At 46.6% G+C, this 21,602-nt stretch carries 18 protein-coding genes and 1 riboswitch; of the genes, 15 read left to right on the top strand and 3 right to left on the bottom strand.

All coding sequences use genetic code 11. The annotated features are described in order from the left end of the window. Positions 1-115: 115 nt before the first annotated feature. Positions 116-631: a YwhD family protein gene (locus H7968_RS01710; protein WP_134376481.1), complete on the top strand. Its 516-nt coding sequence runs from the start codon at positions 116-118 to the stop codon at positions 629-631. A 159-nt stretch (positions 632-790) separates the two neighbouring features. Here the strand turns inward: H7968_RS01710 and H7968_RS01705 are convergent, their stop codons facing one another. Beyond that, positions 791-2,851 carry a transglycosylase domain-containing protein gene (locus tag H7968_RS01705; RefSeq protein ID WP_227394523.1) on the bottom strand — a complete coding sequence of 687 codons (2,061 nt, stop codon included), beginning with the start codon at positions 2,849-2,851 and terminating at the stop codon, positions 791-793. A gap of 756 nt (positions 2,852-3,607) precedes the next feature. Here H7968_RS01705 and speE point away from each other — a divergent pair. The 4 genes from speE to argS all read left to right on the top strand — a co-directional run bounded on the left by speE (position 3,608) and on the right by argS (position 7,887). After that, positions 3,608-4,438: a spermidine synthase gene (gene speE, locus H7968_RS01700; RefSeq protein WP_134376483.1), complete on the top strand. Its 831-nt coding sequence runs from the start codon at positions 3,608-3,610 to the stop codon at positions 4,436-4,438. Positions 4,439-4,451: 13 nt separating this feature from the next. Continuing rightward, positions 4,452-5,324 carry an agmatinase gene (gene speB, locus H7968_RS01695; protein ID WP_227394522.1) on the top strand — a complete coding sequence of 291 codons (873 nt, stop codon included), beginning with the start codon at positions 4,452-4,454 and terminating at the stop codon, positions 5,322-5,324. A gap of 461 nt (positions 5,325-5,785) precedes the next feature. Beyond that, complete coding sequence (locus H7968_RS01690; protein WP_227394521.1) at positions 5,786-6,220, top strand: DUF1934 domain-containing protein; 435 nt, start codon at positions 5,786-5,788, stop codon at positions 6,218-6,220. Then, positions 6,217-7,887, top strand: coding sequence for an arginine--tRNA ligase (gene argS / locus H7968_RS01685; RefSeq protein WP_227394520.1), 1,671 nt, complete (start codon positions 6,217-6,219; stop codon positions 7,885-7,887). Before H7968_RS01690 ends, argS begins: the two co-directional genes overlap by 4 nt. A 214-nt stretch (positions 7,888-8,101) precedes the next feature. Here argS and H7968_RS01680 read toward each other — a convergent pair whose 3' ends face one another. After that, a complete protein-coding gene (locus H7968_RS01680) occupies positions 8,102-9,835 on the bottom strand; it encodes a methyl-accepting chemotaxis protein (protein WP_227394519.1) in 1,734 nt (577 codons plus the stop codon). Between the two features lie 164 nt (positions 9,836-9,999). Here H7968_RS01680 and H7968_RS01675 point away from each other — a divergent pair, with 164 nt between their 5' ends. Together H7968_RS01675 and H7968_RS01670 are read left to right on the top strand one after the other, a co-directional pair. Beyond that, the gene (locus H7968_RS01675) at positions 10,000-10,926 is read left to right on the top strand and encodes a hypothetical protein (protein WP_227394518.1); all 927 of its coding nucleotides are present in this window, start codon (positions 10,000-10,002) and stop codon (positions 10,924-10,926) included. Position 10,927: 1 nt separating this feature from the next. Continuing rightward, complete coding sequence (locus H7968_RS01670) at positions 10,928-11,707, top strand: AAA family ATPase (RefSeq protein ID WP_227394517.1); 780 nt, start codon at positions 10,928-10,930, stop codon at positions 11,705-11,707. Positions 11,708-11,755: 48 nt separating this feature from the next. Here H7968_RS01670 and H7968_RS01665 read toward each other — a convergent pair whose 3' ends face one another. Further along, positions 11,756-12,400, bottom strand: coding sequence for a peroxiredoxin-like family protein (locus H7968_RS01665; protein ID WP_227394516.1), 645 nt, complete (start codon positions 12,398-12,400; stop codon positions 11,756-11,758). A 193-nt stretch (positions 12,401-12,593) separates the two neighbouring features. Between H7968_RS01665 and H7968_RS01660 the strand changes: the two genes are divergently transcribed. The 8 genes from H7968_RS01660 (at position 12,594) to H7968_RS01625 (ending at position 21,602) form a co-directional block, all read left to right on the top strand. Beyond that, entirely contained in the window at positions 12,594-13,232 is a 639-nt protein-coding gene (locus H7968_RS01660) for a class I SAM-dependent methyltransferase (protein ID WP_227394515.1), read from the top strand. Positions 13,233-13,307: 75 nt separating this feature from the next. Continuing rightward, entirely contained in the window at positions 13,308-13,781 is a 474-nt protein-coding gene (locus H7968_RS01655) for an S-ribosylhomocysteine lyase (protein ID WP_227394514.1), read from the top strand. Beyond that, complete coding sequence (locus tag H7968_RS01650) at positions 13,782-14,702, top strand: PLP-dependent cysteine synthase family protein (RefSeq protein WP_227394513.1); 921 nt, start codon at positions 13,782-13,784, stop codon at positions 14,700-14,702. A gap of 3 nt (positions 14,703-14,705) precedes the next feature. Beyond that, the gene (locus H7968_RS01645; RefSeq protein ID WP_227394512.1) at positions 14,706-15,845 is read left to right on the top strand and encodes a bifunctional cystathionine gamma-lyase/homocysteine desulfhydrase; all 1,140 of its coding nucleotides are present in this window, start codon (positions 14,706-14,708) and stop codon (positions 15,843-15,845) included. Between the two features lie 494 nt (positions 15,846-16,339). After that, complete coding sequence (locus H7968_RS01640; RefSeq protein ID WP_227394511.1) at positions 16,340-17,314, top strand: ring-cleaving dioxygenase; 975 nt, start codon at positions 16,340-16,342, stop codon at positions 17,312-17,314. A 271-nt stretch (positions 17,315-17,585) separates the two neighbouring features. Beyond that, positions 17,586-17,772: riboswitch (cobalamin riboswitch) on the top strand. A 383-nt stretch (positions 17,773-18,155) separates the two neighbouring features. Beyond that, a complete protein-coding gene (locus tag H7968_RS01635) occupies positions 18,156-19,124 on the top strand; it encodes an ABC transporter substrate-binding protein (protein WP_227394510.1) in 969 nt (322 codons plus the stop codon). Beyond that, positions 19,108-20,136, top strand: a complete 1,029-nt coding sequence (locus H7968_RS01630) for a FecCD family ABC transporter permease (RefSeq protein ID WP_227395064.1) — start codon at positions 19,108-19,110, stop codon at positions 20,134-20,136. The genes H7968_RS01635 and H7968_RS01630 overlap by 17 nt, the downstream gene beginning before the upstream one ends. 2 nt (positions 20,137-20,138) lie before the next feature. Further along, positions 20,139-21,602, top strand: a complete 1,464-nt coding sequence (locus H7968_RS01625) for an adenosylcobinamide amidohydrolase (RefSeq protein WP_227394509.1) — start codon at positions 20,139-20,141, stop codon at positions 21,600-21,602.

Below are 21,602 nucleotides of genomic sequence, written 5' to 3'. Positions count from 1 at the left end.
TGAAAATATGATACAATCGAATCGGATACGATCTTTTATTATTGTAAACGCATCAGCACGAAAAACAAATCATTTAACTGAACAATCAGTTAGTTTTATAAAAGGAGTGGACGGGATGTCAGAGAAAAAGAAGAATATTGGATTTAACATCATTAAAAATGATCCGACAGACGGCCACGGAGGCTTTGGTGTCGGCGCGCTCAGCCTTGATAATGTCTCACCGGTCATTATTGATGTAGCCGAGCGGGAGGCAGAGGTTGATATTGGTGCGATGCACGCGCGATCAAAGGTGGAAAAAGGCATCAAATTTACCGTGAATCGTGAGGATTCAGAAGGCGGCAAGGATTACTGGCTTGTCTGGGTGACGATCGACCGGAAGCCGGAAGGACCATACTACGCGGGCGTTACAGCGTGTGAAATGGTGGTCAATCGTGAGAAGCGCAGAGGTTATAAAATTCTGGCTGACCATGTGAACCGGATGGATAAGTCGATGAAACGTAAGATCATCGTGGATCACATGGATGAACCGTCTAAAAAGGTGCTGGCTGACTTTTTAAAGAATCACAATGAAGCGTTCTGGCATGCATCAGAACCTGAACTTCATCAGGCGCTCTTGTCAATCGAAACCTGACATTATTGAACAAATTGTGACGGATTCCGTAAAACTGCCATCGCGTATTGCCTGACATCGTGAAAGGGAGTAAACTTTACTTACAGTTGCATAACTATGTAGCTAGGACACGAAAAAACCCGAGGCCGCACACCTCGGGATTTTTTGTGTCCTTTTTTATTACTCACCAAACAATCGGCCGAGCCAGTTTTCATTTTCCTCCTGCTCAATCACCGGTTCCCCGGGTGGCGCGACTGTATTTCCTTCACAATCCTCCACGGGCTCAGTTGATTCGAGGAAATAAGCCGTGCGCGGTTCGTTGCCGCATGATGCAGCATTTAAAAGACCTGTGTGAGGATCCATCTGAACGGCACGGACACCCGCAGGAGGAACAAAAAATTTCTCCGGCTGCTTCGCATGCGCTTTTTCCATAAAGTCAATCCAGATCGACTTTGCTGCAGCCTTATCCTCAGACAATGTCAGCTCACGCGCATCATCATATCCGGTCCATATGCCAGCAGTTAAGGTAGGGGAGTAGCCGATCATCCACTGATCAGTATTGGTTGTACCTGATTTTGCTGCGTATTCACGGGTTTTCTGATCCAAAAGGGTAATCCCGGTAACCGTTGAATAATCGTTTAGCACAGGGTCAAACGTGCCGGTCAGCATATGCGTCATGACAAACGCGGTTTTTTGATCAAGTGCCTGCTTGTCTTTCTGCTTGTGCTCGTAAATGACTTTACCATCCGCATCCTCGATCTTCCGGATTAAAACAGGCTCCGTTCTTTTGCCGTCATTGGCAAACACTGAATAGGCATGAATCATTTCAAGCGGCACAACTTCGGATGTGCCGAGTGCCGCAGAAGGCAGCTCAGATACTGGGGTGGACAGTCCAAATCTCTTAGCTTCTTTTTGCAAAACTTCTCCGCCTAAAAATTGGTGCGCCTTGACCGCGTAAATGTTATCCGAGATCGCAATCGCCTGAGCGAGCGTTATCGCATCATTGGCAAACTTATGATTAAAATTCAGCGGCGCATATTCACTCCGGCCTTCATCGTAATAAAAGGTCGTCGGCTCGCTTTTCATCGTCGTAGCAGGCGTAAATCCCCGTTCAAGTGCACCGGTATATAAAATGGGCTTGATGGTTGATCCCGGCTGTCTTTTTGCCTGAGTGAGACGGTTAAATGGACTGTTTTCATAATTGCGTCCACCCACCATCGCTTTTACATAACCGTTTGAAGGATCAATCGCGGCAAAAGCAACTTCGAGCTCAGTCTCAGCCGGCATTCTTTCAGCTACCGTTTCTTCAGCGGTTTTTTGCAGTGTTGAATCCAGTGTCGTATAAATTTTAAGACCGCCAAACTTTAAATAGTAAGGCTCCAGTCCCTCGATTTGTTCGAGCTGCTGCCAGACGGCCTCCTGAAAATAAGGCGCAGTCCCGAGCATTTCAGCAGCAGCGGTCACGGCTACGACAAGCTCCTCTTTCTTCGCCTTTTTTGCTTCGTCAACTGACAGATCACCATTTTCCTGCATCACAGAAAGCACAAGCTCCTGGCGTTCCTTGGCCTCGTCGAAATTCTCAAGTGGGGAATAGCCGTAAGGAGATTTCGGAACCCCGGCAAGCATCGCAGCCTGGGCGAGCGTCAAATCCTCAGAAGACACCCCGAAATAATAGCGGCTCGCGGCCTCAATTCCATACATCCCGTGACCGTAATAAATCGTATTCAAATACCCCTCCAGAATATCTTCCTTCTCATAATTCCACTCCAGACGAATCGTGTACAAGGCCTCATTCAGCTTTCTGGTCCACGTTTTATCATGCGTTAAATAAAGATTCCGTGCATACTGTTGCGTAATCGTACTCGCACCCTGCACCTTTGCCATCGCTTTAATATCAGCAATCGCTGCGCCGGCAATCCGGGTGAAATCAAACCCTTTATGGTCATAAAATTTCCGGTCCTCAACAGCAAGCGTCGCCTTGACAACATGAGGAGAAATATCCTCAAGCGGCATCCAGTAACGCTTCTCGCCTGAAGTCCGCTCACCAATGATCTCATCATTCGTATCCAGAATCAGCGTCGATTGTGAAACCGCAATCGAAGGCGGACCGGTCGTTTTGGCATAAAAATAGAGCGCAAGAATCGTGCCACCCCATAAAAAACTGAACACAAACAGCGTCAGAACAGCCAACTGCAAAATCCTGAAACGCTTCCTGCGCCTCCTTCTCGATATACGACCCATTAGCCCACCTCCTGGCGATTTTAAAGTGCTTTTATTGAGTGATTATTTTGAGAGTAGTTAAATAAGAGCAAAGAGTGGTCAAAAAACCTTAAAGAGTGGTCAAATAACCTCAAAGAGTAGTCAAATAACCATAAAAAGTGGTCAAATAATCAAGAAAAGTGGTCTAATGCAAAATGACTTGCTTGTGCATCACCAGTTTTTCATTCCCAGTTCCGATTTGCCGTTGAATTTCACGAAAGTGACCAAGCTGAGGCATAAAGTGTCCAAGTTTAGTTGGAAAGTGACCAAACATACTCTTTAAGTGACCAAACATACTCTTTAAGTGACCAAGTATCGACCAAAAGTGTCCAAACTTCCCTTGGAAGTGAACAAACGCCCGCCTCCGCTTTTCCCGATGTCCAGCTCCGATTCGCAGCGGCTAGTGCGCTTCCCTCAGCTCATTTCGATAAGTCAACATCAGCTCACTTTGTTCACTGTGTTTCCTTTATCTTAATCGCTTCAGTCCACCGCATACGCCGCTAAACGCCCGCCTCCGCTTTTCCTCGTAGTATGAGCACGTTTACTTGTTTTTAAACATCCTCAAAAAATAGCTTGAATTCTGTGTATTTTTCTCTATACTTTTTCTCATGTGTGTTTTAAATTTTCGTGTTGTGGAAAACACGAAACGATGTTGCTAATGGACTCGGAAAACGATTGAAATAAAGGCGCTGCTTACTGGCAGGGCAAATGATATGGATCATAAAGGAGATATGCAAAATGGCTGGATTCTGGTTTACAGAAAAGCAAACAGAGAATTTCGGAATTACGATGAAGGTGAAGCAGACGCTTCATACTGAACAGACTGACTTCCAACTGCTTGAAATGGCTGAAACAGAAGAGTGGGGAAATATGCTGTTTCTTGACGGAATGGTCATGACTTCGCAGAAGGATGAGTTCGTTTATCACGAAATGGTCGCGCACGTTCCATTATTTACGCACCCGAACCCTGAAAATGTACTCGTTGTTGGCGGTGGAGACGGCGGTGTGATCCGCGAAGTGCTGAAGCACCCATCTGTAAAGAAAGCGACACTTGTTGAAATTGATGGCAAGGTCATCGAGTATTCGAAGAAATACCTTCCTGAGATTGCAGGGGATCTTGAAAATGAGCGTGTTGAAGTGATCGTAGGAGACGGCTTTATGCACATTGCTGAAAGTGAAAACGTGTATGACGTCATCATGGTTGATTCTACTGAGCCTGTTGGACCGGCTGTTAACCTGTTTACAAAAGGATTCTATTCAGGCATTTCAAAAGCGCTGAAGGAAGACGGCATTTTTGTTGCACAGTCTGATAACCCTTGGTTTAAAGCGGATCTTATTAAGCAGGTTATGAGCGATGTGAAGGAAATCTTCCCGATCACACGCCTTTACACAGCGAATATCCCAACGTACCCAAGCGGTCTATGGGCGTTTACACTTGGCTCTAAAAAGCATGACCCGTTAAAAGTGGCGGAAGAGCGTTTCCACGAAATCGACACGAAATACTACACGAAAGAGCTTCACAATGCTTCATTCGTGCTGCCGAAATTCGTGAAGGATTTAACGGAATAAGGAGGCACCTGCTGTGAAATTTGATGAGCAGTATTCAGGTAACGTATTTATTAAAAGTCACCCGAGTTATGAAGAGAGCCAGGCGGTCATCTATGGTATGCCGATGGACTGGACCGTCAGCTACCGTCCAGGCTCCCGTTTTGGCCCGGCACGTATCCGCGAAGTCTCAATCGGACTCGAGGAATACAGCCCGTACCTTGACCGTGAACTTGACGATGTTAAGTATTTCGATGCGGGGGATATCCCACTGCCATTCGGAAACCCTTATAAGAGTATTGACTTAATCGAAGAGTATCTCGACACCCTGTTTAAAGATGGGAAATTCCCATTAGGCATGGGCGGAGAGCACCTTGTATCGTGGCCTGTGATGAAGGCTGCGGCAAAAAAATACAAGGACCTCGCGATTATTCACATGGATGCCCACACCGACCTTCGCACGGATTATGAAGGGGAGGAGCTGTCACACTCCACACCAATCCGTAAAATTGCTGAGCATATCGGACCGAACAACGTCTATTCATTCGGCATCCGCTCAGGCATGAAGGAAGAATTCGAGTGGGCAAAAGAAAACGCCATGCACATTTCAAAATTTGACGTGCTTGAGCCATTAAAAGAAATCCTGCCAACCCTTGCAGGACGTCCGGTTTATGTCACAATCGACATCGACGTACTTGACCCGGCACACGCACCCGGTACCGGCACAGTGGACGCCGGCGGAATCACATCACGTGAACTCCTTGCATCCATCCACGCCATTGCAGGATCAGACGTCAACGTCATCGGAGCCGACCTCGTAGAAGTCGCACCCGTCTACGACAACTCAGAACAAACAGCCAACACAGCCAGCAAACTCCTAAGAGAAATGCTGCTCGGGTTTGTAAAATAAAACACTAAACTGTCCTGATCACCAGGGCAGTTTTTTCTGCGTTATAAACCAAGTGAAGGATTTAGATTTTGTTCAATAAAGAATGGGAATCTTTGATTATTACCAAGCCGCTTGAGAAAGACACTCAAAATTATAAATAAAACAAAGTGTACTTTTCTTTTGGGTTTTAAACTCGATTTCCATCTAAAAAAGTTATGGATGTAAATATCAAAACCAAAGTGCCGGGACCGTCCGTAGACTCCTGCGGCAGAGAAGCGACAGGTGAGACAGCGTAATGCGGAGCATTAGCTGGCTCACCGCGCGGCCGCGGAAAGCGAAGGACGGTTCCGGCACGGTTATATCAAATTCAACGTTTTCCCTGAAAAATCCATCCCTACCTTTCCTCCACTTCACATTGCATTTTCACGCATTCCTTTCTATAATAGTAAGGTTAATAATTCGGACGAAACGGAGTGAGACCAGTGGAAAACTCGACACCCGTATCCATTCACCTCACCACGGTGATTACCCAGCCGGACGGCTCAAAAGAAGCACTATCCTTCCGCTCAGAAGGCGAATGGATTCAAAAAAACGATATTCACTATTTGAAATACGATGAAACGCAGGAAACCGGAACTGTCCGTACCATTGTGAAAATGGAAGAGGACAGCGCCGTCATCCTGAGAAGCGGTGCTTTGAAAATGCGCCTTGCCTTCAGACGGGGCGATAAAATGATGAGCTCCTATGAAAGCGAGTACGGCACGCTATCGATGATCACAGATACAAAAATCTACACCCATACAACACCAGGCTCAGAAAAGGGCCGTTTTCATATTCGCTACGGACTCGAAATGCAGGGCAGCAGCGTCGGTTCTTATGATATGACGATTGATTACAAGGAGGCAGCACAAGGATGACCATTGCAATTGAAATTCAGGAGAAGTTAAAGCAGGAAATTAAGGATGCCGTTTTAAAAGCGGGATTGGCAACAGAGGATCAGCTTCCCGAGGTGATTTTAGAAACGCCTAAGGATAAAGCGAACGGAGATTTCTCTACAAATATGGCGATGCAGCTTGCGCGTGTTGCGAAAAAAGCACCCCGTCAGATTGCTTCAGAACTCGTTGAAAACTTTGACCAGTCTAAGGCGTCGATTCAAAAGGTCGATATTGCCGGACCTGGTTTTATCAACTTTTACATGGATAATTCGTACCTGACTGACTTGATTCCAGCAATCCTGACAGCAGGGGACGCTTACGGTGAAACAAATACAGGAAAAGGTGAAAAGGTTCAGGTTGAGTTTGTATCAGCGAACCCGACAGGCGATCTTCATCTTGGACACGCACGTGGGGCATCTGTTGGCGATTCATTATGTAACGTGCTTTCAAAAGCAGGCTACGATGTTACGCGTGAATATTATATTAATGACGCCGGCAATCAGATTCACAACCTGGCAAAATCAGTGGAAGCCCGCTATTTCCAGGCGCTCGGCAAGGATATGGAAATGCCTGAGGACGGCTATCACGGTGCTGATATTATCGGTATTGCCAATACGCTGGCTGAAGAGTTCGGTGACAAATACGTTCAGGCATCAGAAGAAGAGCGCTACGAATTTTTCCGTGAATACGGTTTAAAATACGAGCTCAAAAAACTGCAGGATGATCTTGAAGCATTCCGCGTTCCTTTTGATGTATGGTACTCAGAAACGTCTCTTTATACGAGCGGTAAAATCGATGACGCGCTTAAAGTGTTAAAGGCGAATGGACACGTTTATGAAGAGGACGGTGCAACGTGGTTCCGTTCTACTGAGCTTGGTGACGATAAGGATCGCGTGCTGATTAAAAATGACGGATCTTACACATATCTGACACCTGACCTTGCTTATCACCGTGATAAGTTTGAGCGTGGTTTTAAGAAAGTCATCAACATCTGGGGAGCGGATCACCACGGATACATTCCGCGTATGAAGGCGGCTGTTGAGGCGCTTGGCTACAACCGCGATGACCTAGAAGTGGAAGTCATCCAGATGGTTCAGCTTTACAAAGACGGCGAAAAGATGAAGATGAGTAAGCGTACGGGTAAAGCCGTGACGATGCGTGAGCTGGTTGACGAGGTTGGTCTTGATGCAGTGCGCTATTTCTTTGCGATGAGAAGCGGCGATTCACACATGGACTTTGACCTTGATCTTGCTGTTTCCCAGTCAAACGAAAATCCGGTTTACTATGCTCAATATGCGCATGCCCGTATTTGCAGCATTCTGCGTCAGGCAGAGGAGAATGGCTTCAGCTTTGCAGATGAGGCAGACGTATCACTGATTGGCACGGAAAAAGAAATCGATCTTCTGAAAAAGCTTGGGGAATTCCCGCAGGTTGTCGGTTCAGCTGCCGAAATGCGTACACCGCACCGTGTGGCAACGTATATTAACGAACTTGCTTCTGCGTTCCACAGCTTCTACAATGCGAATAAAGTGCTTGATCCTGAAGCACCTGAGCTGACAAAAGCGCGTCTGAACCTCATTCAGTCAGTGCGTCAGACGATCAGCAATGCATTAAAGCTGATTGGGGTAGCGGCTCCTGAGAAAATGTAATCAATCCAAAAAGACTGGATAAACGCATATGCGTTTATCCAGTCTTTTTTGCCCTGTTAATACCGGGCCGTATTCTCTTTCGTTACAAGGGGTTAAGGCTAGTACTTCGGCTTTAATATAACTAGTCTTTCATTTCACAAAAGATTGTACGTGGCTCGATTTACTTCTCAGCTCATTTTTGCAACTGAGACTGGCTTACGCGACGCCGTTTTCTTTAAGCAATTTTAAACTCTGCTACGATTTCGCTCAGTTCTTCTGCCATGTGAGAGAGTGCTGCTGAACTCGCTGCAACTTCTTCCATGGAGGCGCTTTGTTCTTCTGATGCTGCTGCAATGGATTGAGATTCAGCCGAAGAGTGTTCAATCATTTCAGTTGTTTTCGCTGCTGTTTCAACCATTAGAGCTGTGCGTTGGTCCAGCTCAGTTACGGATTTCAGTACATTTCTTGCTGCTTCTGAAATCACCGCAGATGCTTTTTCGATTTCGTTGAAGCTTTCGCCAGTTAAATTCATGGCGTCCATACCCGCTGAAACGGAGAATTCTCCTTCGTTCATGTATTTCACGGATTCCTGAATGCCGGTTTGGATTTCAAAGATCAGATCTTGAATTTGAGAAGCGGAACGGCTGGATTGTTCGGCAAGCTTTCTGATTTCATCTGCTACAACGGCAAAGCCTTTTCCGTGTTCTCCGGCCCGTGCTGCTTCAATGGCTGCATTCAGCGCAAGCAGGTTCGTCTGCTCGGCGACTGCTGTAATGAGTGATACAATATTTCCGATTTGTTCGGACTTTCCGCCGAGTTGCTGAATAGCGCCTGATGCTCTCTTTGATGTTTCCTGAATATCGTTCATTTTTTCTTCTGTATTTAACACACGTTCTTTACCTTCTGCGACCTTCGCTGCAGTGGTTTCAGTCGATTCTCCTGCTGACACGAGGTGATTTTTAATGGTGCTGATTCCTTCAGAAATGCCATATACCGTTTCCTGAGAGGATGCCGCCTGTTCTGTTTGTGTTTCAGCGTTTTCGGAAATCAGCTGAATTGATCCGGCGATCTGCTCGGTTGCCCGGTTTGTTTCTTCTGCACTTGCAGACAATTCCTCAGATGAAGCAGCAAGTGTATGGGAAACCTGCTGGATCCGCTGAATCATTGCGTTCAGGTTATCCTTCATTTTAACAAGGCTTGCACCAAGTTCTCCGATTTCATCCTTGCGGTTAAATGCTGCAAAGGATCCGGTCAGATCATTTTCACTTAAACGGTTCAGTTGATTTTTAACAGCAACAATCGGTTTAGATAAATGATTAGATAACAAAATGATTAATACTGCACCAATGATCAGTGAGGCTCCAATCGTCCAGCCGATCATCCACAGGATGCTGTTGGATTCTGCATTGAAATCCTCCATATAAGAACCGGCAGTCACAACCCATCCCCAGTTCGGATCAAGCTCATTGTACATAATTTTTTCGCCGATGCGGTCTGAATCAGGGAATGCCCATGAATAAGTAACAAAGCCGCCACCATTTTGAGCTGTTTCAATTTGCTCTTGAACGAAGTAGCTGCCGTCAACATCCTGAACATCTAATACGTTTTCACCTTCAAGTGAAGGGTGGGCAATCTCATTTCCCTGTTCATCGAGAACGACAAAATATCCGTTTTCACCAAGGTCAACCGGGTTCGTATTTGGTCTAGTTCCGTCTGTCTGCATTTCCCCAAGTAAATATGTTTTGACCTGTTCCTGAGCTTCTTCTAATGTGATTTCTCCTGCATCAACCTGCTGCTGATAGCCGTCAATCATTTGAATCGCCATCGTTACAGCGTTTTTAATCATCGTCTGACCCGAAGCATCCAGACTGTTTTTTGCTGAAAAATAGCTGATGGAACCGATCACGAGTCCTGGAATCACCAATAAGATAAATGAAATACTTAATAACTTGCCCCTGACACTCCTCATGCAATAACGCTCCTTTTATATAATCTGATTCTAATATCGGTTGAAATCGTGACTTTTTAACTACTAAAATGTAAAATTATTTAGTTCCTCTAATAAATATTTTTTGGGATGGAAAGGTTTTTTGATCATAGAGGAAGAAGAATTAAAACATAGGAGGTGAGCTCATGAATATTTTAACGAAGCATTTATCAAAAGATCAGAAAATCGCGATAAACTTATACATACAGCGTTATGCAAGACCTGTGGAGCGTGCGTTTCATCAGTTCAGGCAGGGGGAAGGGTCACACGAAGCCGTGATTCATGCACTTGAATCCTATCAGAACGAGGATGGTGGATTTGGCCACGCGCTTGAGGCAGACAGCCGGCTGATTGACTCGACTGTTCTGGATACGACCGTCGCCCTTCAATATTTAATGCAGCTGCCGATTGAAGCAGATCATCCAATGGTTGTAAAAGCCATGCATTATTTAATTGCTCAATATGACCGGGGTAAAAAGCTGTTTCCAATTGTGCCTGCAACAGTAAATCACGTTCCTAGGGCGCCATGGTGGAATGTCAATGAGGAAACCGGTGAGACCGGATTTGAGAAGATCCCTGGTAATCCGGGGGCTGAAATTCTAGGCTACCTTCATCGTTGCAGAAGTCACATGTCAGATGAAATAACTGCGGATCTTGAAGTGGCCATGACAAAGCGGCTTCATGAAATCGACCAGTGGGATATGCATGAAATTCAGTGCTATTACCGTTTGGCTGAGCTCACGCATAAAGGGGAGCTGCGGGATCAGATCATACAAAAGATCGCTGATCAGGCGCATACAGCTCTTACTAAAACGTCTGAAGAGTGGGAAGGGTATGGACTGCAGCCTTTAAAAATCGTCCAGAGAACGCAGTCGCCTCTATATTCCGTCATGGAAGATCTCGTGGAGGAAAACGCCCGCTGGTATGCAGACCGGCTGACAAAAGAAGGCTACTGGAACCCGTCATGGGAATGGGGACAATATCCGGTTGAGTGGGAGCGGGCAAAAAAGGACTGGAGAAGCTATCTGACGGTGAATGCGTGTCACCCGCCACATTATTTGTTAGGAGAATAATATGCCACATTTACTCAGTATCAGCCTTAAAGAACATAATCAACAAGAATTTCCGTTTTCGCTTCCCGTTATCAGGCATTTTAATGAATTGACCTTTTCAAAACCTGTAACAATTCTCGTGGGTGAGAATGGGACAGGAAAGTCAACATTGCTTGAAGGGATTGCCGCTAATATTGGAAGCCGTCTTCTTGGAGAGCTGTCGATTGATGATGATCCGTCTCTCGCTGATGCCAGAAGACTCGGAGAACAGCTGAAGCTGATCTGGAAAGTCAGAACACGGGAAGGGTTTTTCCTCAGAGCGGATGACTTCATCAATTTCACGAAAAAGCAGGCACAAATCAGAGATGAATACACTGCATCGTTAAAAGAAATTAAGCAGCGGAATCCAAACAGCCTTGAAGCATTACCTTATGCAAGAACACTCTATGAATTAAAACAGCTTTACGGGGATGGTCTTGATGTAAGGTCACACGGAGAGGGGTTTCTGGATTTGTTCCAGTCGAGGCTTCGTCCCGGAGGACTTTATCTGATGGATGAGCCTGAAGCACCGCTTTCTCCACTCAAACAGCTCACACTCATTTCAATGATCAAAGAGATGATTAAAAAGGATGCGCAGTTTATTATTGCAACGCATTCTCCCATCCTGATGGCCTGTCCGGAAGCAGAGCTATTGGAAATCCAGGATGGAAAGCTGGTCAGTGTGGATTATAACGACTTGGAACATGTGAATCTGACCAGATCATTTCTTCAAAATCCGGAGCAGTACTTGAGGCATTTATAGAACAATGTAAAAACAGGACACCCGAGCCCGAGTGTCCTGTTTTTGTTATTAATGGTTTTTCAGAATGTCAATTACTTTTTCAGGTGCAGTGCGTTTTGTATAGTCTGAATCAACGTCTGCAAAAATGATTTCGCCTGATTGAGCAACTATAAATGTTGCGGGCTTAGGCAATTCCCAATCCTCATTTCCGTTATGTCCCGGTACGTCAAGCCCGGAATCCTTATAAACGTCAATCAGGTAATCCGGCATTTTGAACACAAGGTCAAACTGCTCAGCAACACGGTTTTTCTCATCGCTTAATACTTTGTATTGAAGGTTGTTTTTCTCCTTGGTTGATAGAGAAGAGTCCGGCGTTTCAGGGCTGATGGCAATCAGCTGTGCTCCGGCATCCTGAATGTCCGGCAGCTTTGCCTGATAAGCTTTTAACTCAAGATTACAGTATGGGCACCAGCCACCACGGTAAAAAGTGATGATGACAGGGCCTTTAGAAAGCTCCTCTTTTAAAGATACAGACTGACCGGTTGCGTCCGACAGCGTGAAATCCGGAACTTGATCTCCTGTTTTCAGTCCTTTAGCGATCCCGGATTCCTCAAGCTCTTTTGTCGCCTGTGCCATGATTCTCTGTTTTTCTTCAGGTGCTTTTTGTTTAAACGTTTCCTTATACGATTTAATTTCCTCGAGTAACGTTGCCATGTTAAAGCCCTCCCTGTAAAAAATCTGAACAATTTAAATCTTATCAGCCTTGTCGGAATAAATCATGAATTTTGCTCATGCAAAGAATTTCAACTGCGTGACAATCAACCGATTTTTTGATAAGATAATCACCGACCCGTTTAATTCCGAGTATATTGATAAGAATAATAATATTTGAATGGAGCGTGCTTAAATGGGACGTGAATTTGTTGAAATTTTTGATGAGTGGGTCGAGACATACGATGATTCCGTGAGTGGTAAAGACGAAGAATACCAGGCAGTCTTTGCCGGTTACGATACAATTTTAGATGAGGTGGCCTCTCTTGCAAAAGGCCGGACGGTAGAATTTGGAACGGGTACCGGAAATCTGACGGAGAAACTGTTAGTCAGAGGACTTGATGTGCTGGGGATTGAGCCGAATGGTGCGATGCGTGCAAGAACGCAGGAGCGCTTTCCGCAGCTTGATCTGGCAGATGGAGACTTTATGGAATTTCCGCTGGACGGTAAGCCGGTTGACACCTTTGTGAGCACATATGCTTTTCATCATTTAACCGATGACGAAAAAGCGAAAGCGGCTGCACTTTACGGCTCTCTTTTACAGCAAGGCGGGCAGGTCGTATTTGCAGATACAATCTTTAAAGATGAAGAAGCAAAGTTTGCCCAGTGGAAAAAGGTTGAAGAGCAGGGCTATCATAATCTGCTTGAGGATTTAAAGCGTGAGTATTATACAACCGTCCCTGTGATGGAAAAACTCTTCACAGATGCAGGGTTTGCCGTTACATTTAAACAGCTGAACGAATACGCATGGCTGATCCACGCGATTAAAGCGTGAGCCGGTATTCCTGTACAGGAGCGGTTGAAACCATGTAAGATAGAGGAAATAACGCATCCAAAGGAGAGATTCTAAATGTCTAAGAAAATGAACGTAGAAAGCTTTAATCTGGACCATACAAAGGTAAAGGCTCCATATGTAAGACTTGTAGGAATTACAACAGGTCACAATGGCGATGAAATCCACAAGTATGATATCCGTTTTAAGCAGCCGAATAAAGAACATATGGTGATGGATGGCCTTCATTCACTTGAGCACTTAATGGCTGAAAATATCCGCAACCATATGTCAAACGTCATCGACATTGGACCAATGGGCTGCCAGACTGGATTCTATCTGTCTGTCATTAACCATGATAACTACGATGAGATCTTAACGGTGCTTGAAGCAACACTTAACGATGTGCTGAAAGCAGACGAAGTACCAGCCTGCAACGAAGTTCAGTGCGGATGGGCTGCAAACCACAGCCTTGAAGGAGCGAAGGAAATCGCAACTGACATGCTGGCAAAACGCGATGAGTGGAAAGATGTATTTGGCGAGGATCAGTAAATGAAGGTCGCGAAAAATGTTCAGGAACTGATTGGCAACACGCCAATCGTTGAAATATCCGGCATTCCGATTCCAAACCAATGCCGGATCTTTGCCAAGCTGGAATATTTTAATCCAGGTGGCAGTGTAAAGGACCGTCTTGGCATGGAGCTGCTCGCTGACGCCATTGCGCGCGGCGAGCTCAAGCCGGGCGGAACGATTATTGAACCGACAGCCGGCAACACCGGAATCGGCCTTGCGCTCGCAGCAGTTGGCCGTGGGTACCGGGTAATGTTTGTTGTGCCTGAAAAGTTCAGTGTGGAAAAGCAGACGCTGATGCGTGCACTTGGCGCAGAAGTCGTCAATACCCCGACAGCAGAAGGCATGAAAGGCGCTATTGCCAAAGCGGAGGAGCTCGTTCGTGAAATCGATGGTGCATTTTCACCGGCCCAATTTGGCAATCCTGCAAACCCTGACACGTATTACAAAACGATGGGACCTGAAATCTGGCGCGATCTGGATGGTCAGGTCGATATTTTTGTCGCCGGCGCAGGAACAGGCGGAACTTTTATGGGGAACGCGCGCTATTTAAAGGATCAGAACCCTGATGTGAAAACGGTGATTGTTGAACCTGAGGGCTCTACGATCAACGGTGGGGAAGCCGGACCTCACCGGACAGAAGGAATTGGAATGGAATTTTTACCGGATTACATGGACCGTGCCTATTTTGATGCGGTACATACGGTTTATGATACAAATGCATTTTACTGGGTGAAGGAGCTTGCTGCCAAAGAAGGTCTTTTAGTCGGAAGCTCAGCAGGCGCCGCGTTTTATGCTGCCCTGAAAGAAGCTGAAACCGCTAAAGAGGGAAGTCATATCGTCACAATTTTTGCAGACAGCAGTGAGCGTTATCTCAGCCAGAATATTTATAAGGGTGATTAAAACATGAAACCAAAAACGAAATTAATTCACGGCGGTATCGTCGGAGACCAGGCAACTGGCGCAGTATCAACACCGATTTATCAGGTAAGTACGTATAAGCAGGACGGTATTGGCGGACTTCGTCAAGGGTACGAATATTCCCGTACAGGCAACCCGACCCGTCACGCACTTGAAGAACTAATCAAGGATCTTGAAAACGGCTATGCAGGATTTGCATTCGGCTCAGGAATGGCTGCGATCAGCTCTGTCATGATGCTATTTGATTCAGGCTCACACGTTGTGTTAACAGACGACGTTTACGGCGGAACATACCGCGTTATGACCAAAGTGCTGAACCGAATGGGCATTGACTCGACGTTTGTTGATACGAGCAACCCTGAGAATGTAAAAAATGCAATTCAGGAAAATACAAAAGCAGTATTTATCGAAACACCTACAAACCCGCTGTTAAAGGTAACGGATATCGCAGCTGTTTCAGCAGTGGCAAAAGAGCACGGTCTGCTGACCATTGTAGATAATACTTTTACAACACCATACTGGCAGACGCCGATTGACCACGGTGCAGATATTGTGCTTCACAGCGCAACAAAATATCTTGGCGGACACAGTGATGTGGTAGCAGGATTAGTTGTGGTAAATTCGCTTGAGCTTGCTGAGCGCGTGCACTTTGTACAAAACTCAGTTGGTGCGATCCTCGGACCACAGGATTCATGGCTATTGATCCGCGGAATTAAGACACTTGGACTTCGTATGGAAGAGCATGAAGTGAATGCGAAAGAAATCGTTTCGTTCCTTGAACGTCACGAAGGTGTATCAACGATTCATTATCCGGGAATCAAATCACATCCGGGCCATGAGACAGCAGCAAAACAGTCACGCGGCTTCGGTGGGATGATCTCATTTGACGTAGGCAGTGGTGAAAAAGCAGCGCGTGTGCTTGAAAAAGTAAAATACTTCACGCTTGCTGAAAGTCTTGGGGCAGTAGAGAGTCTCATCTCTGTACCTGCACGCATGACACATGCATCCATCCCCGCAGAACGCCGCGCAGAGCTTGGCATTACAGATGGGCTCGTACGTATTTCAGTAGGAATTGAAGATATAGAAGACCTTCTGGCTGACCTGGAGCAGGCATTGGAAGATTAATAAAGAGAGTCGGGGCCTGGTGCTCCGGCTTTTTGTGTGTTGAGTTTAGGTGGAGCTTGGGAGAATGGTAGGAGCGGTGGGATTGATTCCATCACTTCCGTTGGTTATTCATTCGTTTCAAAAATTAATTCAATGGTTCCATTTTGGAATTCCTTCTTTTGAAAAAATCACTCCATCAATCACCTCTTAATCGCCAAAGATTCCTTCAATAGGGCATGCAGATTCCCTCACTCCAGACTTTAATTCAATCACTCCAGTATATATTTCCGTCACTCCATTAAACCCCTGTTTGCCGCGAATTCTGTCCTGTCACAACCAATTCGTACGTCTCCGCGTCATCCTGATGCTGCATTAAAAAAGCCCATAAACCTTACTATAGCAATGCTCAACGTAAAATATCTCGAATTCGAGATATTATCATTGCTAATCCGATCCAGATGATTTACAATGAAAATAAGAAATATCTCAGTTTCGAGATAAAAGGAGTGGACGACATGAATGTAACAGGAATTCATCACGTTTCAGCGATCACCGGATCTGCTGAAAAGAACCATCACTTTTTCACAAATGTATTAGGTATGCGCCTTGTAAAGCGCACTGTTAATCAGGATGATACATCTTCTTACCACTTATTTTATGCGGATGCAGTAGGCAGTCCTGGGACGGATATGACGTATTTTGATATCCCAATGGCGAGCCGCACGTATCCAGGTGTTTCAAGCATTTCAAACACCGCCTTCCGCGTACCGACAACGGACTCTCTTCATTACTGGAAAAATCGTTTTGAGGAGCTTCACGTTAAGCATGATGAGATTGAAAAGCGTGCAGGGCGCGATACGCTTTATTTTGAAGATGAGGAAGGCTCCCGCCTGATGCTTGTCGCTGATAACGGGGAACAAGGTGTGGCAGCGGGAGTACCATGGACAGGTGCTGGCATTCCGGAAGAGCACGCCATTGTCGGGCTTGGGCCGGTTACGCTGACAGTCCGCAAATCGCAGAAAACGATTGATGTGTTAGAGAAAGTGCTCGGCTTTAAAAAGGTAGGGGAATATCCAAACCGCACAGGTGCAGAGCTTCCGGCTATTCAGGTCATGTCTGTTGCTGAAGGTGGTACGGGGGCAGAGGTCCACATTGAAGAGCGTCCGGATCTTCCGCCAGAGCGCCCGGGTCGCGGCAGTGTGCACCACGTGGCATTCCGCATTCCGACTTATGAAGAATATGAGAAGTGGGATGAGCGCATCCGCAGCTTCAACCTTGTAACGTCAGGCGAAGTGGATCGCTATTACTTCCGCAGCATTTACTTCCGTGAACCAAACGGTATTCTGTTTGAGCTTGCAACCGACGAGCCGGGCTTTGCAACAGACGAGGATATGGAGCATCTTGGTGAAGGACTTGCACTGCCACCATTCCTTGAGCCACGCCGCGAACAAATCGAAGCCCGTCTTCGCCCGCTTGAAATTAAACAATAATTTATACGCTAAATGGAGCCTGACTCCGTTTAGCGTTTTTTCTTTCCGCAAAAGTGACAGCTTTTGCGGAGAGAGTGGTTAAATAAGTGGAGAAAGTGGTTGAATCATTGAAAAAAGTGGTTAAATCATCCGAAAGAGTGGTCAAATAACCTAAAAGAGTGGTCGAATAACCCTAAAAAGTGGTCAAATCCCCCCGCCCGCCCTTCCTCTCCCAAAAACTTCTTGCAATCTCACAATCCTTCAATGCTATAATAGGTCTTGGAAAAACATTTCGATATGGACGGATAAAGGTGCTGATCATCAATGATCAGTTAAAAGGGAAGCTGGTGCAACTCCAGCGCGGTCCCGCCACTGTAAATGACTGCGATTTGCCAATACCACTGTAGCCTAGACGCTATGGGAAGGGGCAAAGTGCAATAGTCATGAGCCAGGAGACCTGCCTTGATTCCATTACACCATGTATACCTACGAGGATAGGTTGGTGTTGCGGCTCCCGTTTGACTCCTTTGCAGCAAACGGCATTTCCTGCAACCCTGCATCTCCTGGTGAGATGTTTTTTTATTTTCTTTGAAATCCGCTCCTGTTTGATTTGTGCTTAGTCAAGAATCAGCTTCTGCGGTAAACAGAGAAATACTTCTGGATAATTGTAGCAGTGACTCAAATCATTAGTGCCGGAAATCTGCGAGACTCCTGCGGGAGTGGGCAGGCTGGTGAGACTCTGAAAAGCCGGAGGCTTGAAGAGGCTCACCGCCTCCCCCGCGGAAAGCGAGTGGATTTCCGGCACGGTTCTTAGATAAACTGCTGAGTTGTCCGTACATAAAAAGATTCGGGGGAAAAAGCAATGAAGAAATGGTTCAGTATTTTACTCGCAGCAGGACTTTTAGCCGCCTGCTCACAGGAAACACAAGACGAAACACAGCCTGAGACAAATGAAGAACCTCAGGAAGAAACGGCAGGAGAGGAATCAGCATTCCCTGTCACGGTGACAGACGCAACCGGTGAAGACATCACCATTGAAGAACAGCCGGACGCGATCGTATCCATGATCCCAAGTAACACAGAAATCGCCTTTGCACTTGGTTTAGATGAAGAAATTGTCGGCGTGTCCGATTACGATAATTATCCGGAAGCAGCGCTTGAAGTGGAGAAAATCGGCGGTCTTGAATTTAATGTAGAGAAGATCATTTCACTGCAGCCGGACGTAGTGTTAGCGCACGATTCAAATGCAGGAGCGGCAGAAGGACTCCAGCAGATTAAGGATGCAGGCATTCCGGTTGTGGTGATTGAAAACGCAACGGATTTTGAGCAGGTGTATGACACGATTGAAATGATTGGTCAGGTTACTGGAACGACGGACGAAGCTGAGCAGATTGTGGCTGATATGCAGGCAGGTTTTGACGAAATTGCTGAAAAGGCATCAGCGATTTCTGAAGAAGACCGCAAGCAGGTGCTGGTTGATGTATCAGGTCTGCCTGAGGTTTATGTAGCAGGTAACAACACGTTTATGCAGGAAATGCTCGATCTGATTAATGCGGATAATGTGGCAGCTGATCAGGAAGGGTTTGTGATGCTGTCTGAAGAGGAAATTGTCAGCCGAAATCCTGAAACAGTTGTGTTAACATATGGTGAATTTGTTGAGGATCCGATTGGTCAATGGATGGGTCACGGAGGTTTCAGTGAAGTAGCTGCTGTGCAAAATGAGGATCTTCATGTTGTGCCATCTGATCCGGTGAACCGTTCAGGCCCAAGATTAGTTGAAGGAACGCAGGCGCTTGCAGAAGCGATTTACCCTGATGTTTTCGCAGAGTAAGATCGCGCTCGGCTACATCCTGTCAATCGTTCTTCTGATAGTCGCCTTTACCCTTGCGATTACAGTCGGGTCTGTCCAGGTCCCTTTTAATGAAATGTTCAGGATTTTTGCAGGTGCTGGCGATCGGGGGAGCCTGGATCCGATGTTCAGCTCGATTGTGCTGGATATCCGATTTCCACGTGTGGTGCTGGCGGGACTTGTTGGCGCGTCCCTTGCGATTGCGGGGGCATCATTTCAGGGACTGCTCAAAAATCCATTGGCTGATCCTTATACGCTTGGGGTTTCCTCAGGCGCATCAGTCGGAGCGGTAGCCGTCATTTTCCTCGGGATCACGATTCCGGGTTTAGGCGGCTTTACCCTGCCGGTTGTCAGTGTTGCCGCAGCACTTTTAACCCTTATTGCAGTGCTCGGATTTGCCCGGTTTGTCGAGAAATCGATGAAAATGGAGACGATCATTCTGACCGGCATTATTTTCAGCTCGTTTCTCGGCTCGATTTTATCACTCATGATCGCATTGACAGGTGACGAACTGCGGCAGATTATTACGTGGCTCCTTGGCAGCGTATCGATGAGGGGCTGGGACTATATCCAATTGATTGCGCCATTTTTTATCATCGGCTCCCTTTTACTTATGTGGAATGCCCGTGAGTTAAATGCGATGGCGTTTGGTGAGGACCGGGCCCATCATTTAGGCGTCAATGTACAGGTTAGAAAGTATGTAGTGCTGGCGTCAGGGTCGATTTTAACCGGGGCAGCCGTTGCGGTATCCGGAACGATCGGCTTTGTCGGACTCGTGGTCCCGCATATGGTGCGGATGGCAGCCGGCTCGGATCACCGTCATGTGCTGCCGTTATCCATTTTAAATGGGGCCAGTCTTTTGATCTTATGTGATTTGATCGCGAGAACGGTTGTGGCACCGACAGAGCTGCCGATCGGCGTGATTACAGCACTGCTTGGTGCTCCGGTATTTGGACTGATTTTACTGCAAAAACGCAAAGAAAGAAGAGGATAGCCATGCTGAAGGCAACAGGAGTAAGCGGAGGATACGGAGAGCACGACGTGGTGAAAAACGTTTCTTTTGAGCTGCAAAAACAGGAGATACTCGGTATTCTCGGTCCAAATGGAAGCGGGAAAACAACCCTGATGAAAATGATCAGCGGTCTTCTCCCTTGCAGAGAAGGGTCCGTACACTATAAGGAAAAACCGCTGAGCGCTTATTCTGCCAAGCAGCTGGCTCGGGAAGTGGCGGTTCTTCCGCAGCTGCATCAGCATGCTTTTGATTATACTGTGAGAGAAACGGTCGCGATGGGGCGCTATCCGCATCAAAAAGGGATGTTTGCTCCTTGGACCGAGCATGATGAAAAAGCAGTCATGGATGCGATGAAGCAGACCGGTGTGGAAGGTTTCGAGCATCAGTCCATTCAGGATCTCTCAGGTGGCGAGCGTCAGCGCGTATTTTTAGCGCAGGCACTGGCACAGGAACCTAAGCTGCTATTGCTTGATGAGCCGACAAATCATCTGGATCTGTCGTATCAAAAGCAGCTATTGGATCTATTAAAAGAATGGACGGAAACGCATGAATTAACTGTGATCTCCATCTTTCATGATCTGAATATTGCCTCCCTTTACTGCGACCGTCTGCTGCTGTTGCATCACGGAGAAACGGTGCAGCTGGCGGAGCCGGGGGATGTGATGAACAAGGAAACGGTCGAGCGTGTGTATCATGCGCGCGTTCATACGCAGTCTCATCCTGAGCTGCCAAAGCCTCAGGTGACACTGCTGCCGAATCATGGTTTTGACAACGCAGGCCTGATCACGAAGGACTTGTTTCACATTACGCAGGATCATGTCTATGTAAAAGCACCACAGTCACTGAAAACACTGTCTTCAGCAGTGATCGGAGCAGGACTTGGCTGGTATCACCATTTTGTAAACCGGCATGTGCCGATGGATTATGAATGTGATGACAGCTATGAGGATATGGTTCGCTATGCCGGACGACATGGCTGGAACCCTGCTGATACAGTCGGCATGATGACCGCAGTGAAAGTGGAGGATGTCGTCATTCGGGAATATGAAGACAACGGGCTGTCTGTTGTGATTGCTGTCACAGCTGGAGTCGGCAATGCGGTCGACGTGTCTCTATCGTATGAGCGGGAGCGCCAGGCAACGATTGGAACGATTAACAGCTGGATTTTCATTAATGGCAAGCTGTCTGATGAAGCGTTTATCCAGGCGATGATGACCGCCACCGAAGCGAAGGTAAAAGCGCTGCAAAATGCCGATGTGACGGATCCGCTGACTGGGACACTTGCGACCGGAACCTCCACTGACAGCGCGCTAGTAGCGGCAACGCAGACGGGACCTTTTGTTCAGTATGCAGGTTCCATTACAACGCTTGGAAAAATGATCGGTAAAGGTATCGTGGAATGCACGTCAGAAGCGATCCACATTTACCGTGAACGAAAGAGTCGATAA

It is taken from the genome of Jeotgalibacillus aurantiacus (genome assembly GCF_020595125.1).
GTDB lineage: Bacteria > Bacillota > Bacilli > Bacillales > Jeotgalibacillaceae > Jeotgalibacillus > Jeotgalibacillus aurantiacus.
The sequence above is the reverse complement of the archived record's forward strand: the minus strand, read 5'-3'. Positions and strand labels throughout refer to the sequence as shown.